Source organism: Legionella bozemanae (assembly GCF_001648595.1).
Taxonomy (GTDB): domain Bacteria; phylum Pseudomonadota; class Gammaproteobacteria; order Legionellales; family Legionellaceae; genus Legionella; species Legionella bozemanae.
This window is the reverse complement of sequence record NZ_LBAW01000033.1, coordinates 14529-27188: the sequence shown is the minus strand read 5'-3', so window position 1 is coordinate 27188 and position 12660 is coordinate 14529. Positions and strand designations below refer to the sequence as shown.

Genomic DNA, 12660 nt, shown 5'->3' with positions numbered 1-12660 from the left:
ATGAGTACAAAGAGCGCTTAAATCCGCAAGGGGAAATTCGCACTTGAAAACTGAACGTGCCAAAAATAATTGTCGCACTTGGAGCTAGAATGCGCCTTCTACAACTACACGTAACTACTTGATTTTATTGGTGGGCCCACTAGGACTTGAACCTAGGACCAACGGATTATGAGCCCCCAGCTTCATTTTTAAGCACTTGATTTTATTATAAATTTTGCCGCGGGTTTTTACTACAAATGGCGTACTGTGTCGTACGGTGTCGTACCCAAATACGACGATCTCCCGAAGGGGGTTTTTTGCATTATATTGTGTTATTTTTAATGTGTTGTATTTTTTATGTTCTATTTCGAATAGTTTATTTTGCAAAAGTCTCAGGTGCTGTATTAGAAAATGCCTCAATTTCGAGTATATTTCCAGTTGATCACACAACAATGTTGATTTTGTAAATATATTAACTCCGATCCCAAATTAGGTTTAAGTCAAGATCTACACTATTACTCAGTGAATTGAGGTGTTCTGGCATGCAGATATCCCAAATAATATGCGTGCAAATCAGAAGAATAGTATGTGTTAGCGTTTTGTTGTTTAGCATAATTCTCGCTGGTTACATAAATGTTCATTCCCGTTCCATTGGTATCTATAATTATGTCGCCTCCCTGATTATTAGTGATCAGCTTTAAACCTCTCCTGCTCCAAGCTCCGTAACCTAGATGTTCAGAAGGTGCATTACCGAATAGAGTAAGTTTTGGTCTGACAACATCTAAGAAATCATAGGAACGGTCTGAATCACGACCATGATGAGGTGCAATTAGAACATCTATATCTGCAATATCATTGTGATGATTGGCTAAGAGATGCGCCCATGTTTTATCATGAGAATCCCCCGTGAATAATATCCGTCCGGCATTTGAACGGTATAGAATGACGTAGGAAGCATCATTGTAATCGTCGCTTACATTTGCATGATTAACTAGTTCTTGCGTAGGAGCTAAAACGTATAATCCATCGGCTCCGTTCTTTCCATTTTGATCTTGGTTAAAAAACTGGCCTTGAGCACCGGCATATAGATTCAATCGTTTGATTGAGGAGTTAGTATTTCCATCACGGAGTGAACAATAAAATTGCCAATCTTCCTCCCTGTATGGACCATTGCTCCAATTAGATTTTACGCTCTTGTTTTTGATATCCCAGAAATTAGTTGGGTGAAATTCATCAAAAAAATCTTTGATGCCATCCATGTGATCCATATCAGGATGCGTCAAAATGAAACGAAAAATTTCTTTGATACCATGCTGTTTAATATAAGTGATAGGGTTGGTTGGGTTGGATTTCTGATGACTTGTAGCATTTTTATTTAAGTTTGTAATTAACTCTGAGATATTTATGTGCTTGTCTTTATGTTTACGAGCATTGCAAACATCAATTACTGTGACATGTCCTGACGGATGCTGAATAATTGAGCAATCCCCATTTTTAACATTTAGAAAATGTACAATACCCATAGAAATCCACTTATTTTTCGGCCGATTTAATGGCCATAACTGTTGTTACAAAACGCTGTCCATGGTTACGAGCTGCATTATTAGTGAGGCAGACCTGTATTATTAGAAAAGCGATGTAAATCCACTTGGTTTTGATCGGCACAATCAAGAACCATCCTACAATCCCAAAAAAGAAGAGGAATACCAATGAGAGAAAAGCATAATCACGATTAAATAGAAACTCACCATGTGCATAAATTACAGACACATCACCACTCACAGATTTATATAAGCGATACCATAAAGCATTTTGTTCCTTAGGGTCTGTAGGCAATGGCCCATAGTTTTGTTGTAGTAATTGAAGACTGATTCGTTGATCGTTCATTGCATATCGAGAAAATGCTTGAGAGCCTGGCAATGGGTTTTTCCAGCGCCAGAACACCAATCTAGCTTTCATTTCTGATTTAATTTGAGCATTAATTATTCCTGAAAAAATGATGGCAATAGATCCGGGCAACACCCATAACCCAATTTTTATGGCACTCCAGTCACCTTTTAAAATATTATCTACTTGGAGAATAGTAAGGAATATTGCAATATTTCCAATTATCACAGTACGTAAATGTTTTTTGTTTTTGTCTTGTAGTGAGGCCAAGAGTTTATTTTCCGAGCAAATAAATGAATGACAGGAATATGGGGGAAGATTTAAGAATTTCAATATATTAAGTTATAAAAAACTATGAAAAATAAACATTTACTCAATGAATAGCTTATGAATTACAGGTTGAGTGTTAAAGTTGAGCATTGCGTTCTATTTAATTTTTCTATGCAAATAAATAACACTTGCAATAATTTTACAGACTATCTGATTGTCGACATGAAGATTTGCCCAATCTTCGTTTATTGCAATTAACTCGTAGACTTGTTCTGTTGTAGAAATAGACAATTGCTTATATTTTCGAATAACAACTCCTTCCTCACTTCCAATTTGAGCAGCGACATAATCTCCTGGATTCAATTTAGCATTGGGATTTAATATTACAATATCATTCACTCTAAATTCAGGTTCCATGCTGTTGTCATTAATTTGTAATGCAAAAGCATTTTCATCTATCTGATTTGCTATGTCAGGGCCGACAGGTACAAAATTTATTTTTTCGGGGTGAAGTTCTTCTTTAATTCTTTGGATATAAAAGTCCGGATCACAAGCTTGTTTGTAATCTAATAATGGTATTAATGTTCCAATTCCAGAGTTTCTGCTAAATTCACTGTCTCGTTCATCGGATAGCCCCATCAGAAAAGCTGGGGATACTTCCAAAGCTTTTGCTAACTGAGTAATTTCTTCTGGGCCAGGAGTTCTTTCTCCACGTTCATAATTGTTGATTCGGGAAACATTTAAATTTTCAGTCAACTCAGCCAATGCTTTCCTTGTCAGCCCTTTGGTAGTGCGTTCGTGTTTTATCCGTTGTCCAATTTTTTCTTTGACATTCATATTTTGCCGAGCCTTCCAGTTACTAAGAAATAAACGATTAGCAAGTATTGACATTGTCTCAAAACGTGCTAATTTATACTCTTTATGAGTTAAATTGCTCGAAAAGAGTATTTAAATGTAATCCATCGTTTAAAAGATAACACAATAAGAACTTTATGACGATAGGAGGAAGGAGCAAAGTGAGTAAATGGATTTCAAAATTAATCATCAGGAGTTAGATGCGTTAAGTGGCTTGCCACATATCCAGCGCCTGGCTTATCTAATGGGAATTAGGCCTTATATGGATGGTAAAACTGGATTAGTCGGGATTAAACGACGGATTAGTCACCAATCAATATCAGAACAATTATATGTTGAGCCTCATCAAGGGATCAAAAGTCAGAATTTTTCAAGAGATCAGGTTCGACGAGCGCTATATGGTTTAGTCCGTGCGGGTATTATTACTATTCAGTCAGAAGGAATGCAGTTAATTTTAAAATGTGAATTAGCAACAATGCATTATTCTGTCCAAAATAAAGCCGCCATAAACCCGCCACAGAAAGCCACCATAAACCCGCACAATGAAAGTCTTGTAGAGACTGGGCTATCTCACGTTGAGCCACAAATAGCCGACATAGCCGAATCATCAAAAGCCGCCATACCTCTAAAAGAAGATTATTATATTTATTTATTATCGCGATTCGAACAATTTTGGTCGCTTTACCCAGAGAAAAAATCTAAACCCAAAGCACAAGCAGCATTTTTAAAACTTAATCCAAGTGCTTTGTTATTTAAGCAAATCATGAGCGCATTACAAGCCCAAATCCATCATGTTGAAACCATGAAAGTCAATGGTGGATGGGTCGCGGAATGGAAATATCCTGCCAATTGGTTGGCACATCGCTGTTGGGAAGACGAAATCACTGAAATGAAGCAGGAGAGTCATCATGAAACACATTGGAAGCCTCATCAACATGAATCCACAAGAGACCCATTTTGGAACCCCAGTGAAGAAGACCATGAACCCGAAAGAACCAACATCGTCCATTTCCCGAGAGGTTAATCCCAAAAGCAAAATGATTGAAACCTTGTTTTCAAAGTTTGCAGCTTTTTATGGCCACATTTGGCGAAGCCAGTTTAAGAGTGAAGGATTTTTGGAGTATGCCAAAAAAGAATGGCAGGATGGTTTGAATGGGTTTAGCGAAAACACGATTAATAAAGCCATCATCCAATGTCGGGATTTTTATGAGTTGCCGCCTTCTTTACCACAAATGATTGCGTGCTGTCGTGAGATTAAAAAGCGTACTCAGTTTTATGTGGTTAAGAAGAGTCATGTGCCTGCAAAACAAGAGGTTGTTGTCACTCATTTAAACAAGTGTAAAGAAATTTTAACCAAAAAATAAAGGAAGAACATCATGGTGGTATTAAGCAGAAAAATTGGAGAAAAAGTGTTGGTTGATGATGGGGAAATCGAGGTTAAGGTTTTGTGCTCTAAAGGAAATAAGATCTTATTGGGATTCAAGGTACCAGCGAATATGGGGGTTGAACGAGAGGAAGACTATCTAAGAAAAATATTACAAGTTCCGGAGTTTCTAAAAGTTAATCAAGCTTAATCAATGAGCCATAAGGAGAGTGAAATGCACAAACAAAATACCTTCATGAAGACCATTAAAGGAGGAATCAGTTCTATATGTGTTTTTCTTTTTTCATCAAGTCTATGGGCTAACGATCTGTTATCCAAAGCATTGGAGGGTGATGTTAAAGATTCATTAGGAAGCGGTTCAATGTTTTGGAAAGTGTTTATTTTGGTGGACATTATTTTAGCTACTGCGATGGCTGTTAAAAGTAAGAATCCAATGGTTTTTGTTGGTGTTACTGCAGTGGCTTTTATACCAGCATTTTTATTGAAAACATTCGTGTTTTAAGGAGAAAGCAAACGATGAGTAACATGAATTATCAATTTTTAAGCCACATTGAGGCACCCAAGAGAATACTGACGTTAACTTTGGATGAGCTTGTGGTCGCAGGATTAGGTTTTATGTTGCTCATCATTAGTAATCAAAAGATTTTGGTCTCACTGTTTGGGCTGGGGTTATTAAGTGGTTTGCGTTATTTGAAAAAAGGGGAGGGTCCCAAAGCGCTTCTTGTGTTGGCTTATTGGCATCTCCCAAGCGGGCTGACTCAGTTCTTTTTACCCCAATTACCACTGTCACATCATCGTGTGTATGTGGCTTAAGGAGATCTAAATGGACTTTAAAACGCACCAAAGCCGATTAAGCCAATTATCCGCACGATTTAATTTGATGGTGTGCCTTGTGTTTGGTTTATTGGTATCTAACGTGCTGTTGTCTTGCTTTGTATATTCAGCGTTCAAACATCATACCGTAGAGATTACCCCTTTTTCAGGGAATCCTGGTTATTTAAAAAGTGCTTCATTTGTTGACAGTCATTACTTAAGTTTAATGACGGAGAATTTTATCAATGAGCGCCTCAATGTTAGTCCTGAAACCGTTGATGCGAATCATAAGCGTCTGCTTTCCTTTGTGAGTCATCAACAGTACCCCTATTTTTTAAAGCTGTTTGCCCAGGAAGCCAGGGTTATTAAAAACAAAAAAATGTCATCTACCTTTGACATCACTGAAATCAAAGTAAACCCCAATGAACTTAATGCTGTGGTGAATGGAAAGTTAAAGCGCTATGTGGGAATTCAAGCACTTTCTGACACACAAACAACATACAAGTTGGTATTTCAATATATGGATGGTCGTTTATCAATCGTCCAATTTGCACCAAAGAAGGAGAGTAACGATGCATAAAGGACTTGGTGTCATTTTGGCACTGGTATCAATGAGTGTGATTGGGAGTAACAGTATCCCTTTTAAAGATAATAGTGAAATCGCATTAACTTTAAGCCAGGGAAATTACAACCGCATTTTTGTGAAAAATGACAAAATCGTGGAAGCGGTTTTTCCGGAAAAGGCGATGGCGATTAAACGTGATGAACAGGATGGATCTGTTTACATTATGTTGGCAGCAGCCAACCCATTTACCTTATTCCTTACTACTGAAGCAGGTCATCATTTTTCGGTGACGTTAAATAGCGAAGAGTCATTAGGTAAAACAATTGAACTCATTCCACAACAGCCACTACCTGTAAAAGTAACACCTCGTCAAACGAAAACCAGTCAGGTAGCTGGGACTCATGAAGCTATTCCAGAAGCAATTCTTGCAATGCTTACCCATATGGAGAATAAAAAACCATTTACTGATGTGGTTGTAACGCGTCAATTTGGCAAAGCCCAGCGTTGGGGAAGAGGTTTAACCCTGTTACCTAAAGAGTCTTGGGATGGGCGGCTTCTTAAAGGAGAAACCATTGAGCTCTATAACGGGGGTAAAGAGCCTTTAGAGTTATCTCAAGAATGGTTTGCAAAGAAGGATACTCTAGCGATTAAATTTTCTAAGCCCACAATTAATCCTCGTGAGCGTGCCATGCTTTACCGTGTTGCAGGAGTGGATCATGGCTAATTGGCAACTCAATACAATGGTTAAAAGCCGCCAACTCCGTACATTAATCATGGTGGGAATTGGAGTTTTGCTTATTCTCGCTATCATGATTGTATTGTTTGTAGATGGTCGTCCTAAAAAAACTTTAGTTCAACAAAAACCAGTAGATATAACTGGAATTGTGGATGAATCGTTTACCGAAGCAGCAGCTGATAATGCATTAGCAGCCCAACAAACTGAGCTTGAATCACTTAAAAAGCAACTCAATGCTTTGACTTCCAATTTGAAAAAGATGAGTAAGGAACATGAGAAGCAACTAAGCGCTCAGAAAGAAGAATTGACGTCTCAAATCACCTCGATTCTCGCAAATCAGGAAAAAACAACCATTTCCGAGCAACCGCAGAACACATCCAATGAGTTAAAAGGAGTACACAATCCAGAGTTGTGGCATCAGCCCAATGCCTATGCCATGAATGCAGGTAGCAACTCTAACCCCATGGTATTGACGGATAGTACGCCCCGTATTCATACAGTTTCTTTTCGACCCAAACGCCGTAGTACGAAAATTCATCATAATAGCTATTTGAACCCTGCTCATTACGTCCCCTCAAACACTTCGGTTAGAGCAGTTGTTTTGGGTGGTGCTGATGCGGATGCATCCGTTAATGGTCAATCTAAAAATAACGGCGTAATGCTCTTTAAGTTCCTAGAGGATGGAACACTCCCTAATGGAGCGCGCTCACGTCTTCGGGGATGTCGCGTGAGTGCGAATTCCTATGGAGATATTTCCAGTGAACGTGCTTTTGCAACCTTATATCGTCTCTCTTGTGCTCATCCAGGCCAACCCATTATTGATAAAGAAGTGACGGGTTGGGTGTTTTTCAATGGCAAAGTGGGGATTAAAGGCAAGCCATTGATGAGGGATAACAAAGTGATGACTTGGGCAGGAGTTAGTGGTGCGTTATCTGGAATTGCCCAAGCCGCACAATATGCTCAAAGCGTACAAGCGATTGGCCCTTATGGTGCAACTTCTGTAGTTCCATCAAGCCAAATTGCACCTTTTGCAGCTTATGGAGGTGCTTCCAAAGCAGCAGATACGTTATCTGCGTATTACGTTAAACGCGCAGAACAATACCATCCTGTCATTCAAGTCGGTTCTGGCAATGTGGTCACGGTGGTTTTTAAAGATGGATTTTATTTAGAGCCTGATGAAGACAAAAGCCAACATGCCATGAACCAAGTCAAAGCAGAGGAAGAAGCACAAAGATTAATTACTGCTAACCATGAAGGGAATTCGATTGACATGAATTTTACGGTGCCGCCTGAGGTATTAGGGAAAATTGACCATGCGAACAGCTTGAGCGGAAATGAGACAGGGGTATTACGATGAAAATAATTAAAAAGAGTCTGATCCTTTTAATTTATATGGGATTAGCAGGATGTGGACCAATCAGTTCCAATTTCAGTTGTAATGCCACGGCCGGGGATAGTTGTTTGACCATCGAGCAGGTCGATGCCATGACTCGATTTTCAGATGATGTAAAACCCTATAGTTCCAGAAAGAACATGATGAAGGCTGAAAGCAAACATCTTTTAAATCAAGGAAAAATAGTCAAACAAGATAATGGACAAGCTCTATGGCTAGCAAAAACAGTTAAGGAGCAATCGTGGGCTTAAGGCTAAATCAATGGCGAGATAAAGCACGCGATATGATGCATCGTGCGAGTCATAAAATGGGAGAAACAGCAGGGATTAAACCAGAGTCACTGCAAAATCATCTAAAAGTAAGTGAATCGTGCACTTTAGATTTACCTTCTCTAAAAAGTCTTCTGCCTTATGAAACGGTAAGTGATGAGGGATTTTTTGTAAACCGAAACTCTGCGGGGTTTGGTCTTTTATTGATGCCTATGGCAGGGGCTGACGAGTCTTTGATGAAATCCTTAGCAGAAACTTTTAAAAACAAGCTAACTGAAGGGACGGATTGTACGGTGTTATTGTATAAGCACGCTTGGCTTGCGCAAAATATGTATCAAAATTACGTACCCATTTTAAAGCAAGATGGAATTTATGCAGAACTAGCACGTCAAAGTCTCAAATACCATCTTAGTGCCATTGCCAAGGGCTATAAAAATGGACGTAATGTTCCAGCCACACTCTCGGATTACCGATGTTATCTTTTTATTTCAAGACCAACAGAGCTTAGAGTTGAAGGCAAGCTTCAGGGACTGCGAGATGACTTTGAATCCGAACTCAAAGTTGCAGGGTTTAGTTTTATGCGGTGTGAGGCGCACGATTTTAAAGTATTGATGCGGGCTCTTGTTTCACCAAATTTCGATGAATGTTCCTGGCCAAAAATTGAGGATTCACAACCTTTTATTAGTGCATCCATTCCCAATCCGACTACAGTATATGAAATTGGTGATGAGAACATTGATATCTCCATTGCAGATGATGAAGGTGCTATTCAGCGCTCAAGGGTGGTGAATTGTGAGCTCACGAGTTTTCCTAAGGCTCCATTTGCCTTATGGCAAACGCCAGACTTATTTGCCAATCTTTTAAAACCTGAACAAGGCATTCAATGTCCATTTCTTCTTTCATTTACTGTGCGTGGTGTCAATCAGGAAAAGATGAAGGCACAAGCGAAAAAAAGAGCTAAATCTTTAAGTGCTAATAACAATGCCATTCAATCCTTTATTAATCCTAGTATTAAAGAGGAGGCTTCCGAATGGCAATTTGTTCATGAGTACGCATCCAAAGGCGAACTGTACCTGCTGCCTACGTTTTACAATCTAGTATTGTACACCACCGTTGAAAAAGAACGGGAGCATGTGGCAAAAGCAATCGCAAGTTTTAGGCAAATGGGATTTACACTGATCCAAAGCCGTTGCAAACAGTGGCTTCGATTTTTGGGAAGCTTCCCTTTTATGTTGACCGAAGGGCTTTTTTCAAGCCTTGAACTCTTAGGCCTAACCAAAAAACTAAGTCATACGAATGTGGCCAATCTTTTGCCTGTGGTTGCTGATTTTAAAGGAGCACGGCAGGGGCTTATTCTACCCACATACCGCCATCAATTGTTTTATTTAGATACCTTTGATGACCGAGTTTTACCTATTACCAATTTTAATCGTTTAACCATTGCAAGCCCAGGCTCTGGTAAATCCTTTTTTGAACAAGCACAAATTCTTGATGGTTTATCACGTGGGCAGCAAATTTTTGTTATTGATTTAGGAGGTTCTTACAAGCATTTATGTGAATTAGTCGGTGGAAGCTACATTGATGCATCTACATTGACGCTTAATCCTTTTACGTTATTTGATTTTGATGGGGTTACCGAGATTAATGGCGAGAAGGTGAATGACTATATTCAAATCAGAGACTTGTTAGCCATTATGGCAAGCCCCAATGAAGCATTGGGTGAGGTACAAAAAGCATGGCTTTTGGATGCGGTTCTTACCTGTTGGAAAGGGAGAGGAAGGCTCGCCAAAATGGATGATGTATTGGCAGCACTGAGAGAGCTTCTTCAAAAACCAGAATCCAGAAATGACCGAAGATTAAAAGATTTGCTGATTTTGTTGGATAAATATGGAAGCCAAGGAATCTACGGCAAGATGTTTAACAGCGATACCCCTCTTTTGAATAACTCTAATTTTGTGGTTCTGGAAATGGGGAAACTTGAAAGTAATCCAGAACTACTTACCATTGTCATGTTCGTCATGATTGTGATTATTCAGGGTCAATTTTATCACTCAGACCGCCGAACCCAAAAGCGTTGCATCATTGATGAAGCTTGGCGTTTTCTAGTCGTGGGATCTAATCCTATTTCAGCAGGATTTATTGAGCAGGGATTTCGTACGGCAAGAAAACACACTGGTGGTTTTGCGGTGATTACTCAAAATCTTGCCGATACTATGAATACGCTCCAGGGGCAAGCTATTGCTGCAGCAGCCGATACTAAAATCATCATGCGCCAAGGAGCATTTAGGGACTATATAGAGAAACATCCCGACCATTTTAACCCCCTAGAAGTTTCCATGATCGAATCCTTTGGTGAGGCAAAAACACAAGGATTTTCTAATTTGATGATTCAATTTGGTAATGTCACAACATTTCATCGTTATTTTTGCGATCCATTTTCAAGGGTTTTGTTTTCTACCTCAGGTGATGAGTTTGGGGAAATTGAATCCCTAATGAACCAGGGGGTACCACTCACCGATGCTGTGCACCGTGTGGCACAACAATACTATGGAGATGAATTATGCGATTAGTTCATCAAGTTTCACTGAGTGTGGTTGCATTAATTCTTATTGGATTGGAACTTGTTTGGACTTCGCAAAACACTCAGGTGGTCCTTTTTGATACTGAAGTCATTCAGGCGCAATTGGTTCGTCAACTCGCCGAGCATCAAGCAAATGAGGAGCAAGTGAGCCATACAACACGTCAATTTAAAAATAAACTTCAAAATCTATTAACCCAGTATGCAAAGCAGCATCACGTCATCATTTTAGATCATCGTAAGGTTCTTGCCGGTGGTGAGGACATTACCTATGAGATTGTTAACAAATTGGGACAAGCAATGAGGAACAAGTCATGAAAAGAGTAATTTTTGTGTCTCTTATGTTAGCGAATTGTTGGAATGCTCATGCTAAATCATTCGATGTTGTAGGCGGGGTTTTCCCCGTTGCAGAAAAAAGCTTTGTAGTGCTGATTGAAGAACGTTTACGCATATTAACTGCCAGTGGTGAGTTGGAGACATTAAACCGGAAATGGATTGATACAGTGGTCAACCATACTAACAGACCTACCGCATTAGGTTTGGGGCGAACCAACCAAACAATCAGACATTACTACATATCAGAAATCACTTTAAGTCAGGATATCGCGGATGGTAAAGGCAATGTTCTCTACCCCAAAGGAACTCATGTTAATTCTTTGGGGTATATGCCTACATATAGACCCTGTTGGTTGTTTTTTAATGCAGATGATGAGGCGCAGATGCGTTGGGCGGAGAAGCAAAATAATCAATGTTCTAATCCAAAATTTATTTTGACGAGTGGGACAATTGATAGCACTGAAAAAAGACTCAACGCAGTAATTTATTTTGATCAGGAAGGACGCATTACAAGAAAGCTTAATATTGAACATGTGCCAGCGCGAGTAACACGCAAAGAAAATCAGCTTCTTATTGTTGAAATGGCAATTAAGGAGAATGGCAATGTTGTTTAGAACTCTATTTTTAATGGTTTTATTTATTTTTTCTTGCAGTGGTTTTAGCAAGCAGTGTACAGGAAATTTTGTTAATCCGATTACTGATGTATGTTGGCGATGTTTATTTCCTTTATCGATTGGAAACATCAAGGTAGTGAACTCATCTCTTCCCGATACTGACAATGCAGCAAGTCCTGTAGGTGTATGCCCAAGCCCTATGGGTTTACGTGTGGGGTTGAATATTGGTTTTTGGGAGCCTGTGGCGCTGACGGATGTGACTGACACACCGTATTGTCTGGTGAATTTAGGCGGCACCCAGCTCAATCTTGGCCTAAAGCAGTCAAGAGGTGGTCGTCATGTGGTGGGCAATGGCCAGCAACGCGCGTTTTTCCACGTCCATTGGTACAAATACCCGCTTATTAGCTGGCTTAATCTCATCACCTCACTCGGATGCATGCAAGGTGGAGACTTTGATATTGCCTACCTGACCGAACTTGACCCTACGTGGCAAGACTCAGAAATGAGTTTTGTATTAAGTCCTGAGTCGGTGTTATTTGGTAATCCCATAGCAGCTTCTGCATGTGCCGCGGACGCTCTTTCTTCGACATTGACCAAGAAACCCATAGACAGCCTTTTTTGGTGTGCGGGAAGCCAAGGGACTCATTATCCTCTGACAGGTCATGTGCATGCACCTTTATCTCCCGTGCAAACCGCGCTGCTATTGACCGAGCGCATGAATTACAAAATGCATCGTGAATTTTTAATCGCTGATTCAAGTCCTGTGTCAGGTGCGATTTGCAAAGAACATCATTATTCAGTAACCCCTAAATCCCGCTACCGCTATGAAATGGTCAATCAGGTGGCCGATGGCAAACATTGCTATCCAGGTGGGTTAAGCACTTTGGCTTGGGAGTTCGGAAAAATTAAACCGCATACTCCAGACCAATATGGGTTTTTAGTGTGGCGAAAACGCAACTGTACCTTCCTTTAGATGGAGTT

At 39.8% G+C, this 12660-nt stretch carries 16 protein-coding genes; 13 read left to right on the top strand and 3 right to left on the bottom strand.

Annotated features, from left to right (window positions below):
* Window positions 1–494: 494 nt before the first annotated feature.
* The 3 genes from A8O27_RS16645 to A8O27_RS16635 all read right to left on the bottom strand — a co-directional run bounded on the left by A8O27_RS16645 (window position 495) and on the right by A8O27_RS16635 (window position 2973).
* On the bottom strand, window positions 495–1502 hold the full coding sequence (locus A8O27_RS16645) for a ComEC/Rec2 family competence protein (RefSeq protein ID WP_058461011.1): 1008 nt from the start codon (window positions 1500–1502) through the stop codon (window positions 495–497).
* Window positions 1503–1512: 10 nt separating this feature from the next.
* Window positions 1513–2136 (bottom strand): hypothetical protein, encoded by a 624-nt coding sequence (locus A8O27_RS16640; protein ID WP_058461012.1) that lies wholly within the window; start codon window positions 2134–2136, stop codon window positions 1513–1515.
* 156 nt (window positions 2137–2292) lie between these two features.
* Window positions 2293–2973, bottom strand: a complete 681-nt coding sequence (locus tag A8O27_RS16635) for a helix-turn-helix domain-containing protein (protein ID WP_058461045.1) — start codon at window positions 2971–2973, stop codon at window positions 2293–2295.
* Window positions 2974–3160: 187 nt separating this feature from the next.
* On the opposite strand from A8O27_RS16635, the gene A8O27_RS16630 reads away from it, so the two are divergent.
* Genes A8O27_RS16630 through traU form a run of 13 tightly spaced genes read left to right on the top strand, consistent with a single transcriptional unit; the run spans window position 3161 to window position 12652 of the window.
* On the top strand, window positions 3161–4015 hold the full coding sequence (locus A8O27_RS16630) for an LvrA C-terminal domain-related protein (RefSeq protein ID WP_058461013.1): 855 nt from the start codon (window positions 3161–3163) through the stop codon (window positions 4013–4015).
* The gene (locus tag A8O27_RS16625) at window positions 3972–4355 is read left to right on the top strand and encodes a hypothetical protein (RefSeq protein WP_058461014.1); all 384 of its coding nucleotides are present in this window, start codon (window positions 3972–3974) and stop codon (window positions 4353–4355) included. Before A8O27_RS16630 ends, A8O27_RS16625 begins: the two co-directional genes overlap by 44 nt.
* 12 nt (window positions 4356–4367) lie before the next feature.
* Complete coding sequence (locus A8O27_RS16620) at window positions 4368–4565, top strand: carbon storage regulator (protein WP_058461015.1); 198 nt, start codon at window positions 4368–4370, stop codon at window positions 4563–4565.
* 24 nt (window positions 4566–4589) lie between these two features.
* Entirely contained in the window at window positions 4590–4877 is a 288-nt protein-coding gene (locus A8O27_RS16615; RefSeq protein ID WP_058461016.1) for a hypothetical protein, read from the top strand.
* A gap of 14 nt (window positions 4878–4891) precedes the next feature.
* Window positions 4892–5188 (top strand): type IV conjugative transfer system protein TraL, encoded by a 297-nt coding sequence (gene traL / locus A8O27_RS16610; protein ID WP_058461017.1) that lies wholly within the window; start codon window positions 4892–4894, stop codon window positions 5186–5188.
* 10 nt (window positions 5189–5198) lie between these two features.
* Entirely contained in the window at window positions 5199–5768 is a 570-nt protein-coding gene (gene traE / locus A8O27_RS16605) for a type IV conjugative transfer system protein TraE (protein ID WP_058461018.1), read from the top strand.
* Window positions 5761–6477: a type-F conjugative transfer system secretin TraK gene (traK, locus tag A8O27_RS16600; RefSeq protein ID WP_058461019.1), complete on the top strand. Its 717-nt coding sequence runs from the start codon at window positions 5761–5763 to the stop codon at window positions 6475–6477. The genes traE and traK overlap by 8 nt, the downstream gene beginning before the upstream one ends.
* On the top strand, window positions 6470–7846 hold the full coding sequence (locus A8O27_RS16595; RefSeq protein WP_058461020.1) for a TrbI/VirB10 family protein: 1377 nt from the start codon (window positions 6470–6472) through the stop codon (window positions 7844–7846). Before traK ends, A8O27_RS16595 begins: the two co-directional genes overlap by 8 nt.
* Entirely contained in the window at window positions 7843–8133 is a 291-nt protein-coding gene (locus tag A8O27_RS16590; RefSeq protein ID WP_058461021.1) for a TraV family lipoprotein, read from the top strand. Before A8O27_RS16595 ends, A8O27_RS16590 begins: the two co-directional genes overlap by 4 nt.
* Entirely contained in the window at window positions 8124–10721 is a 2598-nt protein-coding gene (gene traC / locus A8O27_RS16585; protein ID WP_058461022.1) for a type IV secretion system protein TraC, read from the top strand. Before A8O27_RS16590 ends, traC begins: the two co-directional genes overlap by 10 nt.
* The gene (locus A8O27_RS16580; RefSeq protein ID WP_058461023.1) at window positions 10712–11047 is read left to right on the top strand and encodes a TrbI F-type domain-containing protein; all 336 of its coding nucleotides are present in this window, start codon (window positions 10712–10714) and stop codon (window positions 11045–11047) included. Before traC ends, A8O27_RS16580 begins: the two co-directional genes overlap by 10 nt.
* Window positions 11044–11679: a type-F conjugative transfer system protein TraW gene (gene traW / locus A8O27_RS16575; protein ID WP_058461024.1), complete on the top strand. Its 636-nt coding sequence runs from the start codon at window positions 11044–11046 to the stop codon at window positions 11677–11679. Before A8O27_RS16580 ends, traW begins: the two co-directional genes overlap by 4 nt.
* Window positions 11669–12652 (top strand): conjugal transfer pilus assembly protein TraU, encoded by a 984-nt coding sequence (traU, locus tag A8O27_RS16570; protein ID WP_058461025.1) that lies wholly within the window; start codon window positions 11669–11671, stop codon window positions 12650–12652. Before traW ends, traU begins: the two co-directional genes overlap by 11 nt.
* Window positions 12653–12660 lie beyond the last annotated feature (8 nt).